Source organism: Thalassotalea psychrophila (genome assembly GCF_031583595.1).
Taxonomy (GTDB): Bacteria; Pseudomonadota; Gammaproteobacteria; order Enterobacterales; family Alteromonadaceae; genus Thalassotalea_A; species Thalassotalea_A psychrophila.
In genome coordinates this window covers 2,406,685-2,431,031 of sequence record NZ_CP134145.1, presented here as the reverse complement: position 1 = coordinate 2,431,031, position 24,347 = coordinate 2,406,685, and the positions used below count along the sequence as shown (strand labels likewise).

Below are 24,347 nucleotides of genomic sequence, written 5' to 3'. Positions count from 1 at the left end.
AACTACAATGACAAAATAACACCATTCTATGAACAAAACTTACTCTACCTCTTATAGGAAAGCAGAGTTAACCATTAAATGATTGATAAGATTTGGGAGACGAGCCAGTCCAACGTTTAAATGCTCGGGCAAAATTATTGTAGTTTGAAAAGCCAAGTAAATGGCTAATATCGGTTAATGACAAATCGGAATTAGGTACGTAGTCCAATGCTAATTCATGCCGGCAATCTTCGGTCAAATTCCTAAAATTATATTCATGGCTGGCGAGGCGACGTTGCAGCGTTCTTTCGCTCATATGCAATCGAGCAGCAATATTAGTAATAGACGCTTCATCGGTAGCTAAATTTTGTTTAACCAAAATTTTAACTTGATCAATCAAATGATACTTATCAATTTTTTTCAATCCGTCCTTTAATGCTTTGGTTGACACGGTCGGTAATAAACCGGAACCAAAGCCAGTCATACTACTGACTTTCCTTTCAAGCATATCTTTAGCAAACACCATTTCCAATTTATTGGCTGAAACCTCAACTGGGCAGCGAAAAAAACGCTGAAAATAGGTTTTATCTTTAATTTCAGGGTATGGAACCTTCATCGACATTGGCGAAAAATCATCGCCATAATGCTGTCGACATATGGTAATAAAAGCAGAGAAAAAAGCATCTATATTAGCTTTAGGTACCTCAAGGTTGGTGAGTACATTAATTTGTAAACGATAACCTGCTTTTATCCTTACCAGATACATGCGCGCAGCATTAGAAAACAATCGAAAGAATCGAAACATTGTTTCCATCCCTTCCAGCGGAGTTTGTGTTAATCCCATTGAAGGCCCAAGAATATTGAATATTTTAGGGCTGGCAAAGCGGCCGGCTTTAATGCCTATATTTTCATCTTGAGTAAAATCGAAAAGCTTTTGCCAAAGGATGCAAGAAACCTTATTTGGAATTTGATAGCCAATATCCCCTAGCTTAGTAACATCAACGCCTTCATCAGCAAAGTAGCTGATTTGATCAATCTCGTATTCATCCAACAACGGCAACATCATTAGCAAATAAGTTGCAGATACATAGATCAGGTTTTCATCATCTACGGCAGCTGATTGCTCAAAATTAAATTGTTTATTAAATGTCATTGTTTCTTAAAATATTGATTGTAATAACAACACTATAACATTGGTGACGTGTCAAGAGTAGTCGAATGTCGTCTCAAGAGTCATTTGAAAATGTATTAAATTGTAACATCAGCTCAATTCCTAGTAAAAACGATTTAAATCAAGTTGCTAGTTTATCCCATAAAAAAACAATTATAAAAACATCAATGCCACGGATTAATATATAAATCATGAAGTTATTAACACAATTAAAAGCACATAAAGACTCTTTTTTAAAGTCACCTATGCCATCAAGACAAGAAAGAATTAAGCGTTTACAGTCATTAAAAGACGCTTTACTCAAGCATCAGGATGCTTTGTGTGCTGCTTTGAATAAAGATTTTGGACAACGCAGCACCACTGAATCACAACTGCTGGATATTTTACCTACAATCAATTACATCAACTATTCATGTAGAAAACTTAAAGGTTGGATGAAAGCAGAAAAGCGTCATTCGGGGTTATTATTAGGTGGTGCAAAAGTAAAAGTAATGTACCAACCACTAGGCGTTGTAGGGATCATAGGTTCGTGGAATGCCCCGCTTACGGTAACTCTGGCTCCATTGGTAACCGCCCTATCAGCAGGCAATCATGCAATGATTAAAATGTCTGAATTTAATCCTAATACCAATCAGATTGTCGCTAAAATTATTGAGCAAGCATTCGATCAAAACTTAGTATCTATGGTTGAAGGTGAAGCAAGTGTTTCAGCTGAATTCTCACAACTGCCATTTGATCATTTAGTTTTTACCGGCTCTACCACTGTTGGAAAACATGTTATGAGCGCTGCAGCTAAAAACTTAACGCCAGTAACACTTGAGCTTGGCGGTAAATGTCCAGTTATTATTGGTGAAGACATAGATATTGATGATGCGGTTAGTCGCATCGTATTTGGTAAAGCCTTTAATTCTGGTCAAATTTGTTTAGCGCCGGATTACATTTTTTGTCCAGCGGATAAAGAAACTGAATTCGTACAGGCCTATTGCAAGAAATTTCAAAAACTATTTCCTGATTTTGCTAACAACAAAGATCACACCAGTATTCACAGTGATCGTCATTTCCAACGCTTTCAAAATTTATTAAGTGATGCGAAACAAAAAGGCGCAACAATTACTTCTGCCAATAATATCGAAGGTAATGCTTCGACTCGCTTAATGGCGACTCACTTAGTGTCCAATGTTACTGAAGACATGCAATTAATGCAGGAAGAGATTTTTGGTCCTATTTTGCCAATTAAAACTTATAAAAATTTAGAAGAAGTTTCCTCATACATTAACAATAAAACCAGCCCTCTTGGCCTTTACATTATGACTTTCAATAAAAAGAGTCAGCAATATCTTCTCGATAACACTCATTCTGGAGGGGTTAGCATTAACGAAGTGTTATTCCATGCAATGTGTGACGATGCACCGTTTGGTGGAGTTGGTGAATCAGGGATTGGTCATTATCACGGACCTGAAGGTTTTAAGGCGTTATCGAAAGCAAAAACAGTATTAACTCGAGGAAAATTTTATCCCGGCAAATGGACCAGTCCACCATATGACAATAGCCTGATTAAACCCGTTCTTAAATTTTTACTAAAGATCTAGGCGCTAAACATTAAAAGCAATCCAACAACAATAACAACCAAAAACAAAAATATTACAACAAAGGTTAAAATTTATGCATGACTATATAATTATTGGTGGCGGCTCAGCCGGAGGTGTTCTAGCCAATCGGCTAAGTGAAGACAACACTATTGACGTATGTTTACTTGAGGCAGGATCAAAAGGTAAATCCCCACTGATTTCAGTACCAGTAGGTATGGCGGCACTGATCCAAGATTTTAAAATTAATAAATGGAACTGGAAGTTTAACACTCAAAAAGATAAATCAATGAACAACCGTAGTCAATATCAGCCAAGAGGTAAAGTTCTAGGTGGTTCGAGTAGCATTAATGGCATGGTATATATTAGGGGTGATAAAACCGATTATGAAATATGGTCTGAGTTGGGCAATACCACCTGGGGCTATGAACAAGTTCTACCTTACTTTAAAAAAGCAGAAAACAATGAACGTGGAGAGTGTGAATTTCATAATGTTAATGGACCATTAAATGTAAGTGATGGCGTTACTGAATTTGATATTTGTGACTCATTTAAGCAAAGTATACTCGCACAAGGATACCCTTATAACTCTGATTTTAATGGCGTTAGTCAAGAAGGTGTCGGAGTGTACCAATTTACAACTAAAAATGGTGTGCGAGCAAGTACAAAAGCATGTTATATCGAACCAGCAATGATGCGAGAAAATTTAACTGTCAAAACAAATTCACAAGTGCAGCGTATTATTTTTGACGGAAAACGTGCAGTTGGTGTTGAGTATATTGCAAATGGTAAAACTTATACCATTAAAGCAAACAAAGAAGTGCTGGTTTGCGGTGGCAGTTTTAACTCTCCACAACTTCTACTATTGTCAGGAGTTGGCCCTAAACCAGAACTAGATAAACACGCTATTGATGTAGTCCATGAATTGTCAGGTGTAGGTAAAAACCTACAAGAGCATCCTGATGTGATGCTGGTATATAAAAGTAAAACTAAATCGGGGCTGGCATTGAACCCTCAGGGCATCGCAAAAGGTTGCAGCGCCTTAGTAAAGTATTTGCTGAATAAAACAGGATGGTTTGCAAATACAGTAACTCCGGTGGGTGGCTTTTTCAAAACAGATGAACATTTGACGACCCCTAATTTTCAAATTCATTCGGTTCCAATGGCTTATCGAGATCATGCTCGTGATTACAAACTGATGACCAATTGGGGCTTTAGTTTATTAGTTAATATATCAAGACCTAAAAGCCGTGGTGAAGTCACTCTTAAAGATTCAAACCCTCTATCAGCTCCTAATATTCAATTAAATCTATTAGATCATCCTGATGATATGTCTGAGTTAGTTAAAGCAGTAAAAAAAGCTCAGGAAATGGTTGATCAGCCATTAATGAACAAACATATCCAAGGCCCAATGCATCCACAAAAGCGTTTCAGCGATGACAATGAAATTGAACAATACTTACGTGAATATGGATCGCACGCTTATCATCCTGTAGGTACTTGTAAAATGGGCAATGATGATATGGCCGTTGTCGATGAGAGGTTAAAGGTGCACGGTTTAGAAGGTATTCGAGTTGTTGACGCCTCTATTATGCCAACTCTGGTCAGTGGTAATACTAACGCATCTACAATAATGATCGGTGAAAAAGCAGCCGATATGATAAAGCAAGACAATCAACATTCATAATTGCATTAAATGTTCATTAAAGGGTTTTGTTTTGTCATTGAGAACTAACTTAAACTCTTTAATATCATAATATAAGCCTAGTTTATTCCTAAATGGGCAATAAAATAAAGATAAAAACGGATAGAGAAAACAGCATGATTTTTACCCAAGCCATACAAAGAAACGCTCAAATATTTCGCGATCAAATCGCGGTAAAATGTGGAGACAGAACTCATACCTGGAAAGAATTTAAAAACAGAGTAGCGTCTCTTGCATCAGGGATGCAAAATGCGGGAGTAAAACCAGGTGAGCGAGTAGCAATTTTAGCATTAAACTCAGATCGTTACCTAGAATATTATTACGCTGTAGCCTGGGCTGGAGCTGTTCTTGTGCCATTAAATAATCGTTGGTCGGTAAAAGAAAATCAATACGCGTTAAATGATTCAGGTTCAGTAATGTTGTTTGTTGATGATGTATTTTATGAAACAGGCAAAAAACTTAAAAACGAATGCGAATTAATTAAAAACTTTGTTTACCTTGGCGACAAAGAAACTCCTGAGGGAATGCTAAACTATGAAGACATGATCGAAAAGAATGTCGCTGTAGAAGCTTTTGATAGCGACCCTAGCGATATGCTTGGCATATTTTATACTGGTGGAACTACTGGTTTTCCAAAAGGTGTAATGCTTTCTCACACGAATATTTCAGTAAGCTCTATTGCAATAATGGCTGAAATGAAATTTTATGGCCGTGAAAATCATTCAATGATGATGGTAGCCGGACCAATGTTTCATTTAGCTGCTGGGGCGATGTGTTGGAGTAGTGTTATCGCGGCAGTGCCGATGACTATTGTACCGGCATTTAATGTACAAGATGTGATTGAGTGCATAGAAAGGGATAAAGTTACCGATTGTTTATTGGTACCTACTATGATCAGTATGTTATTGGCTGACAAAGCATTACTTGCTGCAGATTTAAGCACGCTAAATCAAATTATTTACGGTGCATCGCCAATGCCTGAAGGAACACTTCTCGATGCAATGGAAAAATTACCAAATGTTGGGTTTGTACAAGCCTACGGTCAAACAGAGCTATCGCCAGCTTGTTCTATTCTTCCGGCTAAATACCATACCTTAGAAGGTCCATTGTCAGGTAAAATTCGCTCTGCCGGTCGACCTTGTTTAAGTGTAAATGTTACTATTAGGGACGAAAACGATAACGAACTTCCTGTTCACAAAGTTGGAGAAATTTGTGCAAAAGGTGAAAATGTAATGATGGGTTACTGGAACAACCCAGAGCAAACGAGTAAAGCATTAGCCAATGGCTGGTTGCATACTGGTGATGCTGGTTATATCGATGAAGACGGCTTTATTTTCTTAGTTGATAGAGTAAAAGATATGATTGTTTCAGGTGGTGAAAATGTATTTTCGGCTGAAGTCGAAAGTGCCGTTTCAAAGCACCCTCACGTACACGAAGTTGCAGTAATTGGTATTCCAAGTGAGCAATGGGGAGAATCTGTTCATGCTATTGTTCGTGTAAAACCAGATACGATCGTAACAGAAAAGCATATTATCGATTTTTGTCGCGAATATATCGCCGGATATAAAGTACCAAGATCGATTGAATTTAGAAATGAACCGTTCCCAATTACTGGCGCCGGTAAAATACAGAAAAATGAATTACGTGAAGTTTACTGGCAAGATCAAGAACGCAACATCAATTAACTTGTATCTACAATAATCCAGTTTGCGCTTACCATGCAGATTAAAACACCTAGTGCATTCATGCTTAGGTGTTTTTTTACTTTATGATTTTATGCGCCCGAAGATTAGTTAATATGCCAGGCCTATTGTAAAACAAGAACCTTGTGTCCTGCGATTTTTTTACATGCAAACATCATCAATGTTAATGAAATCGTGCATAAACCATAAACTATTGCGGTTGCTGCAAATTCGCTATTACCAAGCATAGTCAACGATATAACAATGGCTAGAGATGCATTTTGAATACCTGATTCGATGCCTAATGTTAAGGCATCTTGTTTTGATAACCCCCAATAAAGGGCCAATCCACTACCTAATAAAATAGCAGAGATGTTTAAACTAAGTAGCGATGCTACTAGACGTTCTATTTCAACAATAGTGACCCCACTTTGTTGATTCAATACACCTACGATCATAATAACTACTAATACAGTTGATAGCTTTTCGAAGTAAGGCGAAATTTTTTGTGCTAGGTCGGTGTTCTTTTCGTTCAAGAAAATACCAAATAGTACTGGTACTACCGATATTAATAAAATACCTAAACTCGTGCCTAACATTGAAAACTCAGTCAATTCACTCGCTAGAAAATAACGATTGGAAAGCTCAATAATTAATGGCGTTGAAATAACACCAATAATGGTACTTAAGCCGGTAAGACTAATAGATAAAGATAAGTTTGCTTTAATTAACTGGCTTACCACATTAGAAAATGCCCCACCTGGACAAGAAGCAATTATCATTACACCAACGCAAATTACTGGCGGTAAATCAAATGCAATGCATATAATAAACCCGAGTAAAGGCAGACCTATCAATTGGCAAATTAAGCCAATGATTATAGGCTTAGGCATAAAAAATAATCGTGAAAAATCTTTTGCATTAAGTGTCAATCCCATACCAAACATAATCACCATGATAAAAATAGGTAAGATGATTTCAGTAAACATAGGTTAACCCCACTAGTTAATAGATTGTTGCAATTAAGTTAATAGAGTTAGTGTAAAGCAGTGATATTTTTATAATGTGTTTGTTTGTTGTTGTTTTGTGAGATTTTGTAATCTGTGAATTAATAATGGATTTGAATTATGAGTGGCCGAGTTATCCTTTAAGTTGATAGGCTTACTCGCTTAAGTATATTTTTTTAATTTATTCGTTACATCCGCTTGACCTCAACTTAACCTGAGGTATTACCCTAGCTATGAAATCACAATTTTAATCTAGGAATAAACAATATGAATAATACCGTTGCCATACTTTCAAGTGCCAGAGCGCATGGAAATACTGAAAAGTTATTAAACAGCTTTACCCTTAATACTAACATCAATGTCGATATAATTGATTTGTCCAAGTACAGTTTTAGTGAATATGATTATAACTATAACAACCAAGATGATGACTTCTTGCCATTGATGGAAAAAATATTGTCATATGAAAAAATCATCTTTGCATCACCGGTGTATTGGTATGCTGTCACACCTACAATGAAAAAGTTTCTCGACCGAATATCTGATTTATTAGACCTTCCTCATTTATTAGACTCAGGTCGACGTCTACGCGGGAAAACTGCTTTTGTAGTTTGCAGTTCAGCCAGTACCCAAGCTTCTAACTCTTTTATCAGTGCTTTTAAGGAGACATTTGAATATCTTGGCATGTATTACGGCGGCTTTTTGCATGCCAACTGTGCTGATGGCTATCAGGAAAATAACTATGTCGATGATCTCAATAGCTTTAGGTTGTTGTTTAAATAATTATATTCTGGGTTAATGATCGTTATGGGTGAATTTAGTACTCAGAAGACTTGGCATTTAATACTTTGATTGTTTGCATTAGCAATGCCCCCCGAGGAATTCGTGTAAAAGATAGAGCCTGAAACAAGTTCAGGAAGGAGTGTTTAAGTTCAGGAAGTTGAAAATTTGTATAGTAATTTTGGCGACGGAATTTGGCACTTAACTGCCCTTCCGCTGTGGTTTGTACCTAAGTGACAAATGCATTTAAACATAAAAAAGCACGGCTTAAACAAACCGTGCTTTTTTGTTATAAAATCCAACTAAATATTAGTTGGATTTATTTAATACGAATCAAATTATGTGATTAATACTGAGGTTCATTCATACTGAATATTTGTTTTACCATACCATCTACTGACCAGCTTGGTGGCACTTGACGTGGAGGGAAAGCAACAAAGGTTCTCATTTCTTTTGCTGTTTCAGAAATACCACGTGTAATTTCAAACATATGCTCAGCATACCATTTGTCATAACCACCTGCTTCATCACGAGCACGTTCATATGGGTCTTGACGTAAGTTTGTAATCAAAGGTGCACGTAGTGGCGTTAATGGACACATCCAAACTGATAAACCGTGACACTCTTGCATAGAGTATTGTAGTTTTATATCGCCAACACGAATTGCTGATAAGTCACCACCATCAGTAAAGTACATATAATTTGGACGTGGTGCTTCATCTGTTTCACCTGTAAGGTACGGAAGCATGTTATAACCATCTAAATGTACTTTGTACTGCTTACCATTAATTTGTGTACCTTTTTTCAGCTTTTCTTTAATGTCAGTTACGCCAGCAGCTGCAAGGAACGTTGGAGCCCAATCCATATGAGATGCGATCTCGTTTTTGTATTGACCTGCTGGAATTTTGTTCGGCCATCTAACCATTGCTGGTACTCGGAAGCCACCTTCCCATGTCGTATTTTTCTCACCTTTAAATGGAATTGAGCCACCATCAGGCCATGAGAATGTTTCTGCACCATTATCAGTTGAATAAAGAACAATAGTGTTATCGGCAATATTAAGCTCATCAAGTTTGTCTAATAAAACACCTACTTGATAATCATGCTCCATCATGCCATCGCCGTAAAGGCCACCGCGCTTTGAGATTCCTTCAGACTCTGGTCTTAAATGAGTCCATACGTGCATACGAGAAGAGTTAAACCACACAAAAAATGGCTTGTCTGCTTTATGGGCTTTATCGATGAATTTAGTAGTCGCGGCTAAAAACTCGTCATCAACAGTTTCCATACGCTTTTTAGTTAATGGGCCGGTATCTTCAATTCTGCCATCTGCATAAGTATGTAACACACCACGTGGACCAAATTGTTTTTTATAAGCAGGATCTTTTGGATAATCTTGATGCTCAGGCTCTTCTTCAGCGTTTAAATGGTACAAGTTACCAAAAAATTCATCAAAACCATGGTTTGTAGGTAAAAATTCGTCTTTATCACCTAAGTGATTTTTACCAAATTGACCTGTTGTATACCCGCGGTCCTTCAATAACTCAGCGATAGTGACATCTTCAGCTCGTAATCCTACATCTGAGCCAGGCAAGCCAACTTTAGTTAAACCTGTTCGTACTGGATATTGACCTGTAATAAAAGCTGCACGGCCAGCAGTACATGAGTTTTCACCATAGTAGTCAGTGAAAAGTGCACCTTCGTTAGCAATGCGGTCGATGTTCTTAGTTTGATAGCCCATCATGCCATGAGTATAAGCACTGATGTTACTCTGACCAATATCATCTCCCCATATAGCAAGAATGTTTGGGCGTGATGTGTCAGTTGTTGCCAATGCAGCACCTGACATTGCAATCAGGGAAACACCAGCTACGATTTTACTGAATTTGTTTAGCAAAGTCATAATTGAAACCTATGTAAGTTATTAACGATAAAGTTCTGGATGAACTTAAATTTCAAATGAATTTTACTGAACAATTTGTATAATTAAAAAGTATTGCTTACTATATAACTATAAGCACTACTTATATATTGAAGTTAATTGGATTATGGACATAAACCTTAGAAGTGTTGATTTAAATCTGTTGTTAATTTTCGATGGATTGATGCATTTACAAAATTTAAGCCATACCGCAACAAGCTTAGGTATGACTCAACCAGCTGTGTCACAGGCTTTAAAAAGGCTACAACACATGTATAGCGATCCTCTTTTTGAAAGAAAAGGTCGTAAAATGCAGCCCACAATGAAGGCAACTACGATACACCCGGTGATCACTAAAGTTTTACAAGAAATCAGAGATACTTTACCTGTTAAAGGTGCATTCGATCCTTCAAAACTTACAATGCAATTTCGGATTAACCTCACCTATATAAATAATGGACTATTCATTTTCGACTTTTGCAAAGCGTTATATGAACAAGCACCAGGCGTAAAACTTACCATTACCTCAGACATTGTATATGACGCCGAATCGGCGTTACGCAATAGAGAATACGATTTATGCATCGAACACCTTAAATTATCGCAATCAGCTTGTAATAATGAAATTTTATACTCAGAAAAAGTTGTTGTTATTGCGCGCAAAAATCATCCAAGACTGGGCAAAATGAAAAAAATATCATTAGAAGATTATCTCGCAGAAGAGCATGCGGTTTTGATCCCTCATAAGGATAATATTCACCCTTTATCAGAAATGAATAGTGAATTCGGAGAGCGCAAAGTTGGTTTTACCGGGCCAAGCATGAGTGATACTTTTAATATTGTACGAATAACCGACTATATTGGTGTGATCCCCAAAACTGAATTAAATTATCAACCTCTGACTAATGAATTAATTTGGTTTGAGCCCCCTTTTTCTACGGGAATTGCAAATATTTATATGAACTGGCATTGGGATATGGAACGCTACCAGTCACACCGTTGGATAAGGCAGTTATTACTAGAAACATGTCAAAACAATGACATCATTTCAAAACAATAGTTACTAGATAGTACCAGACAGCAACTGAATGAAAAGTTCCTCTGAACAGAGTCACTTTTCATCTGCCTACGTTATTTTTCAACAACTTCTTTGTTGTTAATGATATAGACGTCTTTACCTTTGATTACACCCGAACACTGTTGGCTTGGTTGTTCACACCATGCATCAACAACATGCAACTCATCATTTGCTTTAACAATGTATCGCCAGCCATAAAGCATTTCTTTTTGCTTTTGTGCTGCTCTTCTTGCACCAAGCAAACCTCCAGTTATTTTTGCAGCATCTTTGCCACTACCAGAGCCAAATGCCGAACCAATACCTACACCAATGGCGGCTCCGAGAAGCGGTCTGCCATCACTACCCACTTTAGTCGTGATCACTTCGGCCTTTTCAATAACTCCTTCCATTACAGTAGAAGCCGCGATTGCTTGGCTTGCAAATAAGCCGATAAATATGAACGCAATTGATTTGAATTTAAACATAAAATATTTTCCTAGTGATTCTCATTGAAGAAAACTAATTATTAACCGAGGTTCAAGTTCAGCACTTGCTGCAATTAATAGAGATATCGAAAATAATAGTGAATTTGTGATATTCCGTCCAATGAATTATTATCAATCTTGATATGACCAGAACTACTATCTAAAAAGTAAGGCTTGAAATGAGTGATACTGAAAAGAAACTTTCCAGATTAGATCTAAATCTACTAATCCCACTAAGTGTTTTGCTCAAAGAACGAAACATTAGCAGAGCAGCAGAACAACTCTGTATATCGCAATCGGGAATGAGCAAAACACTGCATAGGTTGAGGGAGTTATTTGACGATCCCCTATTCTACCGAACGAATAGAGGAATTATTCCTACCTTAAGAGCTCAAGAGTTAGAACTGTTATTGCCAGATGTTCTTGCAGCTCTTGAAAACATAATGAAAAGAAGCAGTTTTGAACCAGAAACGAACAATAAAAGTTTTAATATTTCTGTACCAGCGATATTAAGCCACGCAATTACATTACCGTTAATTAATCAACTGGTAAAACAAGCGCCTAATATTCGACTCAATGAACAACAAATAACTCTTAATCCACTACCATTGCTTGAATCAGGAGCTCTCGATTTCGTTGTTCATTTTCAAAAACCAATTGATGATAATTTTGAAGCCACTTATTTAGGGCAAGTAATACCAGTAATTTATGCTAAGAGAGATCATCCATTATTTGCTGAAGAAGTAACGTTAAAAGATTGTCTAAAATACAAGTTTGTTGAATTTTTGGTTAAATCTGGTGATCAAGTTTTACTGGAAAATCCGTTAAACAAGTTATTATTTGGAGAAAAAAATGTAAAAACAACAATAGTGACAAGCAGTCAAATGCACATTTTAATTGAGGTAATGGAAAATTCTGACTATTTATTTATTGGCTCAAATTTGCTGATGACCTCAAAGCTTATCAACAAGCAAATCAAGCCTATTTATAAGTTCCCCTCAAAAGAAAACAAACATTTTGACTTGTTTTTAATATCACACAATAGAGTTATCAACAGTGAAGCTCATCAATGGTTAAAACAAATGTTTATTTCATCTTCACTTGAATTGGCGAAGCAATATAAAAACACTACAACACTATAGTAAAACTTAAGCTTTATGCTGAATATCAACTAGTAACTGCTTATCTTCACTATTCAAATAGGGGTAAATTAAATTTAATATTTGATTCACACCCTGCTTAATAAATAAATGCTCATCTGAGCCCTTCACATTATCTACAATGCCATGTCTAACACTTGCAGCAATATAACTAGGCCACTGAGTAAAAAGCAAGTGCATGTTATTACTGAGGCTAATAATTTCTTGTTCATCAGCTTTCACAATTAGTTGTTTTTGTAAATGTTGACAAAACGTATCTATTGCATTTTTTGTTGTTTGCATCGCCTTGGTAAATAACCTTCTAAGCTCAGGATATTTGTTAAGGATGTAACTTGATTCACAGAATATGAATCGGTATTTGTCCATTAACTGATAGCCTAAATTTAGCTTTAACCACATCGATTGATTTGTTGATATGTCAACCGTATCAGATTTTAAAAAAGTGCCAAAATCTGTCGTAAAGCAACGTAGCAATTCGGCAATGATCTCTGATTTACTTTTAAAGTGATAATAAAGGTTGCCAGGACTAATATCCATAATATCAGCAATATGGTTTGTTGATATTTGGCCAACACCCTCGTCTGCAAAAGCATCGAGACTAGCAATTAAAATCTTATCTTTGGTTTTCACCTGGGTTTTCCTTATATTGATAGTTACCAGAATTTCTTCTGGCAACTTATCAAGTTTTGTATTGCTTTGATTTACATACCTTCAGAAAGATGAAGATAGTTAACTAGCTTTTTTTAAATCAGCTGAGTCACAATCATTTACTACGAATAAGTCATTACTAACAGGCTTGTTTCTAATTACCTTTTTATTAATTAAACAGGTCAATGCCGGTATCATTACTAGTGCTCCTATCATATTCCAGATGAACATAAAGGTTAGTAGTATGCCCATGTCAGCCTGGAATTTGATTGGCGAAAAGAACCAAGTACCAACACCAATACCTAAGGTAATACCGGTAAATGCAACCGCTTTACCTGTAGTTTTAAGCGTATTGAAATAAGCATCTTTTAACGTCATTCCTTCATCTAAATAGGATAAAAGTTTGGTATAGATATAAATGCCATAATCGACGCCAATCCCCACACCTAGTGCGATTACTGGTAACGTTGCTACTTTAACTCCAATGCCTATTTGCGCCATCAATGCCTGACACAATAACGACGTTATAGCTAAAGGAATAATGATACACAACACGGTGCGAATTGAACGGAACGTCAATAAACATAAAAAGCCAACAACGCTATAAACCCAGAACAACATTTTATATTGTGATTCTTCAATCACGATATTAGTTGCCGCTTCAATCCCAGAATTACCCGCAGCAAGTTTAAAGATAAGTTCATCGCGATTAAATTCAGCTGAAAATTTTTCTACCGCCTTAACCACGGTTGTTAACGTTTCTGCTTTATGATCATTGAGATAAACAAACAGCGGTACGAGTGAACAGTCAGCATTAAAACTCTCTGGAGTACGAATTGAGGCTTGATCAAGCAACACTTGGTTACGGTTAAGCGCATACCACTTTATATTGCCTTCGTTATTACCCGACATAATTCTTTTGGTTTTATCAACCAAAGAGGTGGTTGATTGTACGCCTGGTAACTGGTTTAACCGCCACTGCAATTGGTCTATTGCATCAAGCGCTTGGTAATTAGCACATTGATCTTTTGGAGTTTTGACCATTACTACAAAGATATCGGTACTTGTTCTATAGTTGGCCGTAATAAAGGCATTGTCTTTGTTGTACCTTGAGTCTGGACGAAGCTCTGGTGCACCAGAGTCAAGATCACCAGTTTTCAAATCCTGACTTAAAAACAAACCACAAACTGAAACTACAATAGTCAAATACACAATAACTTGAGCTTTTTTAGGGGCAGTAAAGCTGGCAAGAAAATTCCAGACTTGATGCTTACCATGCTCTTCAGAATGTATTTGTTTTTGTACGGACTTAGCACTTACACCAGCGTATGACATCAATATTGGTAGTAACACTAGATTAGATAAGATGATTACCGCAACACCTAGACTTGCCGCCATAGCAAGATCTTGAATCACTTAAATTTCAATCACCATTAATGTTGCAAAGCCTACACCGTCGCTGATCAATGCGATAAGACCTGGTAGGTAAAGTGCTCTAAAAGCAAGGCGTGCTGCCTTATTTTTATTGGCACCATTAGCACTTTCATGAGCAATGGCATTGATAATTTGCACACCATGGCTTACCGCAATAGCGAACACTAAAAATGGCACTAACATTGAGTATGGGTCTAAATCAAAACCAAGAGTTTTCAATAAACCAAGTTGCCAAATAACCGCTATTACTGAACAAACCAATGGAATTATTGCACTACGTAAACATGATGAGTAAAAATATAACAGCACAAACGTTATTAGTAGAGCGACAGCAAAAAAGATTGCGATTTGCGCTAAGCCATCGATTAAGTCACCAACGACTTTAGCAAATCCTGTGATATGAACTTTAATTGTATCGCTTTCATATTTGTCACGAATTAATGTTTCAAGACGCTCAGAAAATATTTGATAATCAATCGCGAGTCCTGTTTCAGGGTCTTTTTCTAACAGTGGTGCATAAATAACAGCTGATTTAAGGTTATTGGCGACTAATGCTCCAATTTGCCCGGATTTTTCAACATTTTTACGCAGTTGTTGTAATGACCTTGTTGAGCCGTCATAGTCAGAGCCAACGACGGGCCCTCCAGAGAAACCCTCTTCAGTAACTTCCATCCAGCGCACACCTGATGCCCAAATAGATTTTAGCGCCGCCCGGTCAACTCCAGGAATGTAAAACACTTCATCGTGTATTTGGCTTAAAGTATGTTGAAACTCTTTATTAAAAATATCACCATCAGTGTTTTCTACTGAAATCCTAATGGCATTACCCAAACCTTTAAGATCTTCTTTATGATCTAGATAGTTAGCGATGTATTGATGATCTTTAGGGATCATTTTTTCAAAGCTTGCACTTGGTTTAATTTCACTCGCCTGGATGATAAAAAACACTGTCAGCGCAGCAAAGATAATCAAATGCAGTGGTCGATAGTTAAAAAAGAATGCTTCGAGCATACTCTCTAAACGGTTTTGATTTTTGGTTATTTTAACTTGATTCATGAAACTATCCCCTAACCTTTATTTTCTTGCGAAATGGACTGAATACCGGCCAAACCGCTGATAACCAAAGTAGAATCTTTACCGTTAGTTGCATCATTGAAAACAACAGAGCTTAGTGGCAATTTAAATTTACTTGTTTCGCTTTTAATCACTTCGCCTTGGTTGTTGATGTGTAGAATGACACCACTGGCACCAACCAACACAAAGTGCTCTGCATTAAGCTTATGCCCACCATAAAGACTTGAATCAACACCAGTCTCGATTTTAAGCCATTGATTACCCTTATTATGAGAAATGAATGCATTACCGCGTAAACCAAAGGCAATTAACGTTTGGTCTTGATGGCCTACAATGCCAAAAAACGAACCTTCATATGGGCTCTCTAATGAATTCCAGGTTTGACCTTTATCGGTAGAATGGAATAATGTTCCAGCTTCGGCAGCAATGTATAAATCATCACCTATTTGATTAATTGCATTTAAATGAAAACCGTCCATGTTGTTTAACTTTTCAGTCCAAGGAGTCCAACTTTTCCCTGCATCGGTGGTACGTAGAATCAAACCGTATGCACCAACAATAAAACCTTCGTTTTTATTGTTAAACCAAACATCTAAAAATGGGCGACTAGCGCCTTCATCACCAAAGGCATACGAATCATCAACAAAATATTGGAAATTTTCCAACCTCTCATTCAGCTCGTCTATTTCTTCTTCGTTGGCAACTGCAATTTCATTGAGTATATTTTCAACTAACTGCTCAGCGTAACCAATCATCATTTTGTTAACCGTGTCACCATCGAGCAACTTTTGCCATTGCTGACCACCGTCTGTTGTCGAGAGAACCACACCATCATGTCCAACAGCCCAGCCATTTTGATCGTCAATAAAGAACGTAGAAGTTAATGTCACGCGCACTGGTACTTGCACTTGCGACCATTTTTTCTGTCCTGATTGTTGAATCACAATATGGCCTCTTTCACCAACTGCAATCAATTTTGTTTCGGTTTTGCTAATGTCCATAATTAAGCTATGTTCAGCTCGTGCTGATATTACCGAGGTTTCGTTTAATGCGTCACCTTGTGCATAGGCTAATGTAGAGCAAAAAATCCCCACACAAGCAAACAAAAAGTATACGTTTGGATTGCGTAAACGCTTACTTAGAGAACTAATTTTCGGATAAATCATAATTTTTTTCTCATTTTCTTTTTACTGTTTTGTTATTAATTCGTTAATCGAACCAGTTGATTAATCAAACTAATATTCTTACCAGTCGACTTAAAGGCAGCTAGCTTAACGCTATGCTGCCCACACACTATTTTGCCGTTTTAATTTAGCTGTTAGCGAGTAATGTATGCGGCTTTGTCTAGACCGTTTACATTTTTGCTTATTTATTTTTTTCTTAATGCGTTTCATTAATTAGTGCTTGACTGAGTTCTTCACTAACTAAATTGGAATAACGCGCATCTGCAGCTTGTAATAACGATTCATAACTGTTTTTTAAACATTGAATATAAAATTTAATGTCTGGGATCATAGAAGGACATGAAACAACATTAACTACCATATTACCGTTGTAACTCATTACACCGTGTAGTAGACCTACGCCATCACTAACAGGACCAATTCCTGCCATATTGATCAAACGTGCACCTAGCATATTTAATTCTTCTTTAGGACCAGGTACATTGGTCACTACCGTATTGCCTAATTTGGAAACCATCTTATTTGCCGAAGAGCTACTTACAATTTTATTCATATAGCTTAAGTATGCTGCAGGAAGATTTTTGGCAAGTTCTGACACATTACGAGAGCCCAATTTAAGCTGTTGCTCTTTTGCATTACTGGTAAATTTAATCACTTCAACTAAACGCTCCATTGGATCGGCAATTTCTACCGGTAATGACAGCGACATCATTGATATTTCATTACCAGCAGCTCCAACTTCGCCTTCAGAACGAACATTTATCGGCGCCATTGCACGCATTGCTACATCTGGTAATTCATTTTTTGATTCTAGATACTCTCTTAAAGCACCGGCAATAACAGTTAACAGCACATCATTCAACGAACACGAAGGCAAGAGCTTACGTACACGGTTAAGTGGCTCGATAGCCAATGGTGTATAACCCCACACACGTTTTGGCGTAACATTACCGGCAAAGCGAGTTTGTGCTACTGGCTCATTGGATTTATTTAAATTGTCGAAGAAATAGTTAATAGCATTAACACTTAGTCTTGGAGCAACCTTTAGTAATGGATTAACCAGCTGAATTGATTGTTTTAGGTTATTAGCAAATACTCGAGACGCCATACCTAGTAATCCGCCTGATAGTAAACTGCTGTTTGAAGCAAGTTTTACCGGTGCGCCTATTTCAATTTGACCATGAAGTTTTGCGGTTAAATTCATTAAAGTCATGCCATCAGCAACAGCATGGTGAATTTTAAGCGCGATCAAAAAACAATCCTTAGGTAACGTTTTAATATTAATACCACTTATCACCATAGCGTCCCAAAGTGGCTTGGAAGTATCTAATGTTCTTTCTTGATATTGCGTAATGGCATTGGATAAATCTTTAATGCTAGAGCTATCTTTTAATACATAATGGGTAACGTGATTGTTTACCTCATAGTTTTTATCTTCAACTAGATAAGGGTTGTCTAAGTCTAATGGAGTACGATGTAATTTACCGCAAAGAACAGGAATGCTGCGAACACATTGATCAATATGTTCTAATAAAGCTTCTATGTTAAACGTGCCATTGGCTAACCCGCTTGGATCATAAAAGTATAAAGGCGTGATCCCCATTGAATTGTCTGGTGTTTCCATATCTAAAAAAATGCGGTCGATACTGTGTAATTGGCGAGGCATGTTCATTTTCTCTTGGTCTTATAAGGAGATGAATGCAAGCCACAAAATAGTATTCGGCTTGCATATTTAATGGGTATTTAGATTAACGCTTACTTAATTTACGAACCTGACCAGGAGTAAAGAATTTATCTTTTTCACCTTGGTAAAATTTTACAGGAACAAAATCAAGTTCATTAAACGCGTAATTGCCATTTTGAAAATCAGTGTGCCAGGTTGCACGAACTGCAGTTACCGGTACATCATAAGCATTCAAAAAGTTAGCAAAACCAGCACGCCATAAGTTACCTCGACCATCATAAATATCTGTAGCCGCAACCATCCAAGTATCTTCATCAATATAAAAAGTACGTTTAGCATAAACGTGACGCTTATCTTCTTTTAAGCTTGCTTCAACTACCCATACACGATGTAGTTCCCAACGAGAAAACTCTGGATTTGGATGATATGGTGTCGCAATATTTGCTACTGCGTCATCACCTTTTTCAGCTTCACTAAAAAGACCATTGTTGTTGTAAGAAATGAACATTTCCTGCTTGCCTTTTAATTTCCAGTTATAACGTTCTGTAGAACCATTAAACATGAAAGAATCATCAAAAGTAGCTTGGCCGGCGAACTGTGTATTAGGGGTATCAAATGCAATAGTTGGTGCACGACGAACTCGACGTTGGCCAGGTATGTACTGCCACGCTTGACGAGGAGTTTCTGCTGCATTTACCGGATCACGAACCAATATAACTTCACCTTTACGACGTACAGGTAAGCTGTATTGCACTAGGATTTGTTGGATATTACCGTTATATTCTTCAGCGCTACTTTCTGGGTTGTAATATGGGAAGCTTTCCCAGATTTCACCTTGACCAAGCGTACTAGTACCGTTGCCATACACAGTTAAGTTCTTGTATTTTTTGTTACTGCCTTGACCGGTCCAGCGTAAAGAGTGATTCCAAATTGCTTCGTGACCATTTTGTGGAACTGGGAAAGGATAACCACCAAAGGCATTTGCTACACCGTCACCACCAGCGGTAGTTTCAGCATTAAGGGCGTTAGTTTTGGTTTTATCATAAACCCATTGTGGTGCAGCTGCCGTACGATGAGTGGCAAAAACTGGCATTTTAAACGTGTCTGGGTGCTTAGCAAATAATTCTTTTTGGCCAGCACTTAATTTCGCTTCATATTGTTTGTAGTTACTTGCATCGATAACAAATAATGGTTTTTCAGAGGCAAATGGGTCGATACGTGTTGTACCTTCACCTTTATAACCAGCAGGAGCAGTTGTCATACCACCAGTCCACTCTGGAATACTACCATCAACGTTGGCAGCACGTTCAGCGCCAACAGGCGTTAATTCACTACCTAATTTAGCTGCATCTGCTGCGCTGATTTTTGCCATAGCACTGGATGTAAAAAGTGTGGCTGTTGTCGCAATTAATGCGAATAATGTTTTATTAAATTTCATAATCTTTCCTTTTTAAGTTAATGCTATTAGTTTGCAGGGCTTGCCAATAGCATCAATTAAGTTACTTTCTGATTTAAAAACTGTACTTTAAATACATTGAAATATTGTCACGGTCAGCAAATTGGTGTGCTAACTCTAATGGTTTACCATCATCTACGATGTCTTCTGGGTCGGTTAAGAACGCAGCGTATTTAACACCAAACTGGTAAACACCCTGGTAGGTAAAATCAGCACCAACACCTACATTCATCACATCTTCAGTAAATGTAAATAGAACAGACGATGTACCATCAAAATCATGTTTTATTGAAGCACTCAATTTCATATCTAAGGCAGGAAGCACTGAGAAATAATCCGCAGTAACTTTCATGAAGTAACCAGCAGCACTAACGTCATTGTCTAACGCCGACTTTTTATCGTTAACATCTACACCAAGGGCAATGGCAGGTATTTCTCCTAACGTATCAGTTTCAAATGTTGAATCAATATCAACAACTTCGTTATAACCAATTTCACCCATAAAGGTAATATTGTCTGCTAGGAAACTCGCGCCAAATATATGCAACCAAGAAACTTGTGCTTGTACTGTTTGCGCAGGAGCAAATACATAAGCACCGGGTACATTTAACTGTACAGGATGCCCATCGCGGTAACTGATTTCACCACTTACGTTAGTATCACCTAATACCGTGCCAAAGCTGGCTCCGTATAAATCGATGTCTTCAAAAGATTTAAGTAATAAAGGACCAGTAGGTGCCAATAATTCGAACGTTGGTAAAGTGTCATCATAATTCAATACATATAAACCATATTCTGTACCTTCGTCAGCTAAATAACGTAATGCAACACCGTAAGAACCACCATCAGGCTCTTCTGAACGGTCAACATCAATAGCTGGTACTAGGCCAACACCAGGAACAGGTACAACTAATTTGCTGTCACTCGCTCCTTCACCAAGAATATCGACACCAAAGTAAGTACCAGGGGCATCAATACGGGTTCTTTCCCAGTCGTATTGATAATAAGCACCAAGAGCAAAGTTATCGGTTAAACCGGTTTCTAGGTATACTTGCCCTACTGGCATGAAAATTTCTTTTAGTTCAACACCTGGAATATTTGATTTAGATGCATCAAGTGGTCCTTGCGCTAAAGAAATACCACCGTTAAGTGCTAAACTTTCGCCCCAACTAACCACTTGGCTACCAATGCGCAAACTCGCATCTTGATCACCAACAGTGAAGTTGCTGTATAAAAACGCATCTAGAATTTCAACTCGGCTTTTATGATAATCTTCAATACCATCATTGTTATCAAACGTTGAACAATCAGGACGGTTACAAGTTAGGTTCATAGCTGATGCTGTATCACCTGAATAGGCATCGTCATACCAACCACGGGCACGAACAAATACACCGCCAGAAAAAGAATCATTATCAATAGCAATATCTAAGTCACTAGAAAATGCAAGACGGTTTTGCGTCATATCATTCTTATCAAAAGCCAAATTACCATCTTCACCATTCCACGCTAATAAACCATTAGCAGCAGGGTCTAATAAGGTTTTATCCTGTTTTTCCATACGCCACTGAGCGGCATAACTTATTTGGGTATCCAAATCGATACTTACGCCATTGTCTAGCTCAAAATTAGCCGCATTAACTTGACCTGAACTTACAAGAAAAGCTCCGATCAGTGTAGATTTTATTGCTGATGAAACAGACTTTATTTTAAACACTTTTTGATCATGCAAATGTACTTCAGTAATCATTTACGTCTCCCTAGGTTTGTAAATTTTTGTATATTTTTTATATGTTCTGTGTAGCTCAGTGATCCTACCTAGGGTGTTAATCGTATGTTATGACCATTTAGAACCATAAAATAATCAAATCGGGTTCATTAGTGCGGTACAGAGCGAAGTTGAACCATTAAATAAACAAATAGTGCCCAACACATTTTGCAATTGTTAATTGGTTGTAACAAACATAAATTAGTTAATGAATGATTAACGATTCTGAAATTTCAGCGCATCACTTTAAACCAAGAAAGAGTGTTTTTTTTTTGCGGATAAAAACGTAGCAATTAACATCTGAATGGACTTACTGAAATCAGATGTGAAGTTACGAATATATAGCTGATTTCAGTGTGCAAGTTAGTTGTAAAGCTTAGATAAAGTAATTTGAAAAAGTGAAGAAAAAATACGAGGGAGTAATATTTATTTAGGTTATTAAAATGAAAACATGCACTAAAAAGTTAAACAGTAAAACCGATACTTTCAAAAAAACGTTCCATATCAGCAAGGTATAATTGTTGCCCAAGATGAAGCACATGATTACCATGAAACCAGTGAATATCAGGTCTTTGCCAATGGTCCCATAATATTCTTGCCTGATTAGGCGGTGCACATCGGTCCCCTGCTCCAGCAATAATCATTAAGCGTTCTTTTGGAAGAACAGGCTTATAAGTTAGCGGGCTATGAACCGCAATGGTATGACGCATTTGCTGTAGCGTTGTACCGCTTAACTGCAATGACTTTTTTAACATTTTATTTGCCGGATTCCATAGCATAAACAAGTCGGCGATACATGAAACGGGTACATTTGGAATAGCAAATGCAAGTCTGTCTTCAACACAAGCTAAAAGTGCAGTTGTATAACCACCGAGGCTTATGCCAGTAACCCCATATTGTTCAGCACCCTGTTGCTCTAAGTAATTTATAAAGGTTCTAAAGTCGAAAACTGCATGTAGCACCGTTTCATTCAACCAAGCTAAACCACCAGAAAAATATGCGCTGCCGCTATGCGGTGATTTATCAGATTGGCGTGGGCCATGATGAGGTAATGTGTAAAATAAAATATCATAACCTTGCTCAAAAAAGTCTTTCATTTTAAGCATGCTGCTATTGATATTATATGAGTCAACCATAAAGCCATGGATGAAACAAATCGTTGGCCGTGCTTCGTTCTTATCATGGCGCCAGTATTGAGCTTGAGCATTAAAGTTTGCTTTATTATCTAGATAGCGCTGACGAATTTCAGGGTTTACGGGTTCGTAAACGCTTTTAAACGTAAGTTTTGTACAAATAGCAGTTAACGGAGCATTATGACCAGCACTGACCTGTTTTTCAGTCACATTAACAACAGGAGGCGTTACAAAGACTTGTTTGGCATCATGTAAGTCTGCCAAATTTCGGTATATTTCTCCTTCACTTATATCTTTATACATTTGTGTTTGATTAAACGTTGTTGGCAACGTTCGGGCTGCCAGCAAAGTAGCCGCCAATGATCTGGCACCAATATCCAAAAGAGCTGTGGCGTCGACGATATTTTTAGTTTTCTTATCCAGTACTAAATGATCTGAAAAGTAATTAAAATCAACACTAAGATTATTCCACCAAGGCTGCTCGGGCATAATTGAAGGTTGCGTTGCATGCACACTTCTTGATATACGCGGATTTTTTAGTATTTTAGTACTCATATAATCAACATCCAATTATTAACAAATGAAATAAGAAATTACACTCTATTGCTCAATTTAGAGAAAATTCTCTGCTGGCATTAAGGCGTTATTCACAACTTTTGCTATGCCACGATACTCAAAAGGTTGCCACTGCCCTTCGGCTTGCGACAATCTGTCGGCTAAAATATTAAAAATTAACGGATTATGAGTCATACCTGCATGACTGCCAAATACTTGAATATTTTCAGTTTGCTCATGCTCAAGTGGATCAATAGCAATTTTCCAATGCACCGCACCATCAGCTTTTGAATATATGGCAGTTGTAGGCACTGGTGGTGTTCGATTCCAGTAGTCCAAGCTTTCATCGTCAACTATATCGATGAAATTGGACGACACAACAGCTTTACCAAGTAGTTCAATAATTGGAGAAGTACCCTGAAATACTCGATTAACGCCTATTGGGCTACCTAAACTAACAACAGTTCTAATATGATCACTCACTTGATGGGCGACATAACGAGCAAATAGTCCACCTAAACTCCAGCCTACTAGAGACACTTTTTCACCATAAGTTTCTGATAAACTTTTAACTCTTTGCGCGAGTCTTTTTTCTATCCCTGCCATAGGACCAACATTACGGCCCATATTTAATCCATGGACTTTATAATTTCTCGACGTTAGAAATTGTCTTAACAAGTAGGTTTCAGAATCACTTACAGTAAATCCTGGAATTACGATCACCGGGTGTCCATCACCTTTAGGTAAATTAAGCAAATAAGGGCTCGATAAGCCAAGGTTGAATGTTTCCGTCAATGCCCGAGGAACTTCTGTCAGGGTTTGGAAATAACTAGGGGTCGAATCTGCTGAAAAGACATTAAATAGTTTTTTATACATAA

The 24,347-nt window shown here is 37.4% G+C and carries 19 protein-coding genes; 6 read left to right on the top strand and 13 right to left on the bottom strand.

Annotated features, from left to right (window positions below; translation table 11 throughout):
• Window positions 1-67: 67 nt before the first annotated feature.
• A complete protein-coding gene (locus RGQ13_RS09825) occupies window positions 68-1,132 on the bottom strand; it encodes an AraC family transcriptional regulator (protein ID WP_348389586.1) in 1,065 nt (354 codons plus the stop codon).
• 209 nt (window positions 1,133-1,341) lie between these two features.
• On the opposite strand from RGQ13_RS09825, the gene RGQ13_RS09820 reads away from it, so the two are divergent.
• The 3 genes from RGQ13_RS09820 to RGQ13_RS09810 all read left to right on the top strand — a co-directional run bounded on the left by RGQ13_RS09820 (window position 1,342) and on the right by RGQ13_RS09810 (window position 6,126).
• The gene (locus RGQ13_RS09820; protein ID WP_348389585.1) at window positions 1,342-2,739 is read left to right on the top strand and encodes a coniferyl aldehyde dehydrogenase; all 1,398 of its coding nucleotides are present in this window, start codon (window positions 1,342-1,344) and stop codon (window positions 2,737-2,739) included.
• A 73-nt stretch (window positions 2,740-2,812) separates the two neighbouring features.
• Window positions 2,813-4,423, top strand: a complete 1,611-nt coding sequence (locus RGQ13_RS09815) for a GMC family oxidoreductase (RefSeq protein WP_348389584.1) — start codon at window positions 2,813-2,815, stop codon at window positions 4,421-4,423.
• Between the two features lie 134 nt (window positions 4,424-4,557).
• Window positions 4,558-6,126 (top strand): long-chain-fatty-acid--CoA ligase, encoded by a 1,569-nt coding sequence (locus RGQ13_RS09810; protein ID WP_348389583.1) that lies wholly within the window; start codon window positions 4,558-4,560, stop codon window positions 6,124-6,126.
• 122 nt (window positions 6,127-6,248) lie between these two features.
• Here the strand turns inward: RGQ13_RS09810 and RGQ13_RS09805 are convergent, their stop codons facing one another.
• A complete protein-coding gene (locus RGQ13_RS09805; RefSeq protein ID WP_348389582.1) occupies window positions 6,249-7,112 on the bottom strand; it encodes a bile acid:sodium symporter family protein in 864 nt (287 codons plus the stop codon).
• Window positions 7,113-7,397: 285 nt separating this feature from the next.
• On the opposite strand from RGQ13_RS09805, the gene RGQ13_RS09800 reads away from it, so the two are divergent.
• Window positions 7,398-7,913 carry a flavodoxin family protein gene (locus RGQ13_RS09800; RefSeq protein ID WP_348389581.1) on the top strand — a complete coding sequence of 172 codons (516 nt, stop codon included), beginning with the start codon at window positions 7,398-7,400 and terminating at the stop codon, window positions 7,911-7,913.
• A 343-nt stretch (window positions 7,914-8,256) separates the two neighbouring features.
• Here RGQ13_RS09800 and RGQ13_RS09795 read toward each other — a convergent pair whose 3' ends face one another.
• Complete coding sequence (locus RGQ13_RS09795; RefSeq protein ID WP_348389580.1) at window positions 8,257-9,813, bottom strand: arylsulfatase; 1,557 nt, start codon at window positions 9,811-9,813, stop codon at window positions 8,257-8,259.
• Between the two features lie 145 nt (window positions 9,814-9,958).
• Here RGQ13_RS09795 and RGQ13_RS09790 point away from each other — a divergent pair, with 145 nt between their 5' ends.
• Window positions 9,959-10,891: a LysR substrate-binding domain-containing protein gene (locus RGQ13_RS09790; protein WP_348389579.1), complete on the top strand. Its 933-nt coding sequence runs from the start codon at window positions 9,959-9,961 to the stop codon at window positions 10,889-10,891.
• Window positions 10,892-10,962: 71 nt separating this feature from the next.
• On the opposite strand, the gene RGQ13_RS09785 is transcribed toward RGQ13_RS09790, so the two are convergent.
• The gene (locus tag RGQ13_RS09785) at window positions 10,963-11,373 is read right to left on the bottom strand and encodes a hypothetical protein (RefSeq protein WP_348389578.1); all 411 of its coding nucleotides are present in this window, start codon (window positions 11,371-11,373) and stop codon (window positions 10,963-10,965) included.
• Window positions 11,374-11,552: 179 nt separating this feature from the next.
• On the opposite strand from RGQ13_RS09785, the gene RGQ13_RS09780 reads away from it, so the two are divergent.
• Complete coding sequence (locus RGQ13_RS09780; protein WP_348389577.1) at window positions 11,553-12,515, top strand: LysR family transcriptional regulator; 963 nt, start codon at window positions 11,553-11,555, stop codon at window positions 12,513-12,515.
• Window positions 12,516-12,521: 6 nt separating this feature from the next.
• On the opposite strand, the gene RGQ13_RS09775 is transcribed toward RGQ13_RS09780, so the two are convergent.
• From RGQ13_RS09775 to RGQ13_RS09735, 9 genes are all read right to left on the bottom strand, one after another.
• A complete protein-coding gene (locus RGQ13_RS09775) occupies window positions 12,522-13,163 on the bottom strand; it encodes a TetR/AcrR family transcriptional regulator (RefSeq protein ID WP_348389576.1) in 642 nt (213 codons plus the stop codon).
• A gap of 99 nt (window positions 13,164-13,262) precedes the next feature.
• On the bottom strand, window positions 13,263-14,597 hold the full coding sequence (locus RGQ13_RS20195) for an efflux RND transporter permease subunit (protein ID WP_348389575.1): 1,335 nt from the start codon (window positions 14,595-14,597) through the stop codon (window positions 13,263-13,265).
• Window positions 14,598-15,671 carry an efflux RND transporter permease subunit gene (locus RGQ13_RS20190; protein ID WP_348389574.1) on the bottom strand — a complete coding sequence of 358 codons (1,074 nt, stop codon included), beginning with the start codon at window positions 15,669-15,671 and terminating at the stop codon, window positions 14,598-14,600.
• Between the two features lie 11 nt (window positions 15,672-15,682).
• Complete coding sequence (locus RGQ13_RS09760; protein WP_348389573.1) at window positions 15,683-16,855, bottom strand: WD40/YVTN/BNR-like repeat-containing protein; 1,173 nt, start codon at window positions 16,853-16,855, stop codon at window positions 15,683-15,685.
• A 214-nt stretch (window positions 16,856-17,069) separates the two neighbouring features.
• Complete coding sequence (locus tag RGQ13_RS09755) at window positions 17,070-18,539, bottom strand: wax ester/triacylglycerol synthase family O-acyltransferase (RefSeq protein WP_348389572.1); 1,470 nt, start codon at window positions 18,537-18,539, stop codon at window positions 17,070-17,072.
• Window positions 18,540-18,621: 82 nt separating this feature from the next.
• Entirely contained in the window at window positions 18,622-19,995 is a 1,374-nt protein-coding gene (locus tag RGQ13_RS09750; RefSeq protein ID WP_348389571.1) for a DUF1329 domain-containing protein, read from the bottom strand.
• Window positions 19,996-20,068: 73 nt separating this feature from the next.
• Complete coding sequence (locus RGQ13_RS09745) at window positions 20,069-21,763, bottom strand: DUF1302 domain-containing protein (protein ID WP_348389570.1); 1,695 nt, start codon at window positions 21,761-21,763, stop codon at window positions 20,069-20,071.
• A 482-nt stretch (window positions 21,764-22,245) separates the two neighbouring features.
• Window positions 22,246-23,469: an alpha/beta hydrolase family protein gene (locus tag RGQ13_RS09740; RefSeq protein ID WP_348389569.1), complete on the bottom strand. Its 1,224-nt coding sequence runs from the start codon at window positions 23,467-23,469 to the stop codon at window positions 22,246-22,248.
• Window positions 23,470-23,526: 57 nt separating this feature from the next.
• Window positions 23,527-24,345, bottom strand: coding sequence for an alpha/beta fold hydrolase (locus RGQ13_RS09735; protein WP_348389568.1), 819 nt, complete (start codon window positions 24,343-24,345; stop codon window positions 23,527-23,529).
• Window positions 24,346-24,347 lie beyond the last annotated feature (2 nt).

What these genes read in the sequence shown, in the direction of transcription:
- RGQ13_RS09825 (WP_348389586.1), bottom strand. Translation starts at nt 1,132, where the DNA reads ATGACATTTAATAAACAATTTAATTTTGAGCAATCAGCTGCCGTAGAT.
- RGQ13_RS09820 (WP_348389585.1), top strand. Translation starts at nt 1,342, where the DNA reads ATGAAGTTATTAACACAATTAAAAGCACATAAAGACTCTTTTTTAAAG.
- RGQ13_RS09815 (WP_348389584.1), top strand. Translation starts at nt 2,813, where the DNA reads ATGCATGACTATATAATTATTGGTGGCGGCTCAGCCGGAGGTGTTCTA.
- RGQ13_RS09810 (WP_348389583.1), top strand. Translation starts at nt 4,558, where the DNA reads ATGATTTTTACCCAAGCCATACAAAGAAACGCTCAAATATTTCGCGAT.
- RGQ13_RS09805 (WP_348389582.1), bottom strand. Translation starts at nt 7,112, where the DNA reads ATGTTTACTGAAATCATCTTACCTATTTTTATCATGGTGATTATGTTT.
- RGQ13_RS09800 (WP_348389581.1), top strand. Translation starts at nt 7,398, where the DNA reads ATGAATAATACCGTTGCCATACTTTCAAGTGCCAGAGCGCATGGAAAT.
- RGQ13_RS09795 (WP_348389580.1), bottom strand. Translation starts at nt 9,813, where the DNA reads ATGACTTTGCTAAACAAATTCAGTAAAATCGTAGCTGGTGTTTCCCTG.
- RGQ13_RS09790 (WP_348389579.1), top strand. Translation starts at nt 9,959, where the DNA reads ATGGACATAAACCTTAGAAGTGTTGATTTAAATCTGTTGTTAATTTTC.
- RGQ13_RS09785 (WP_348389578.1), bottom strand. Translation starts at nt 11,373, where the DNA reads ATGTTTAAATTCAAATCAATTGCGTTCATATTTATCGGCTTATTTGCA.
- RGQ13_RS09780 (WP_348389577.1), top strand. Translation starts at nt 11,553, where the DNA reads ATGAGTGATACTGAAAAGAAACTTTCCAGATTAGATCTAAATCTACTA.
- RGQ13_RS20190 (WP_348389574.1), bottom strand. Translation starts at nt 15,671, where the DNA reads ATGAATCAAGTTAAAATAACCAAAAATCAAAACCGTTTAGAGAGTATG.
- RGQ13_RS09760 (WP_348389573.1), bottom strand. Translation starts at nt 16,855, where the DNA reads ATGATTTATCCGAAAATTAGTTCTCTAAGTAAGCGTTTACGCAATCCA.
- RGQ13_RS09755 (WP_348389572.1), bottom strand. Translation starts at nt 18,539, where the DNA reads ATGCCTCGCCAATTACACAGTATCGACCGCATTTTTTTAGATATGGAA.
- RGQ13_RS09750 (WP_348389571.1), bottom strand. Translation starts at nt 19,995, where the DNA reads ATGAAATTTAATAAAACATTATTCGCATTAATTGCGACAACAGCCACA.
- RGQ13_RS09745 (WP_348389570.1), bottom strand. Translation starts at nt 21,763, where the DNA reads ATGATTACTGAAGTACATTTGCATGATCAAAAAGTGTTTAAAATAAAG.
- RGQ13_RS09740 (WP_348389569.1), bottom strand. Translation starts at nt 23,469, where the DNA reads ATGAGTACTAAAATACTAAAAAATCCGCGTATATCAAGAAGTGTGCAT.
- RGQ13_RS09735 (WP_348389568.1), bottom strand. Translation starts at nt 24,345, where the DNA reads ATGTATAAAAAACTATTTAATGTCTTTTCAGCAGATTCGACCCCTAGT.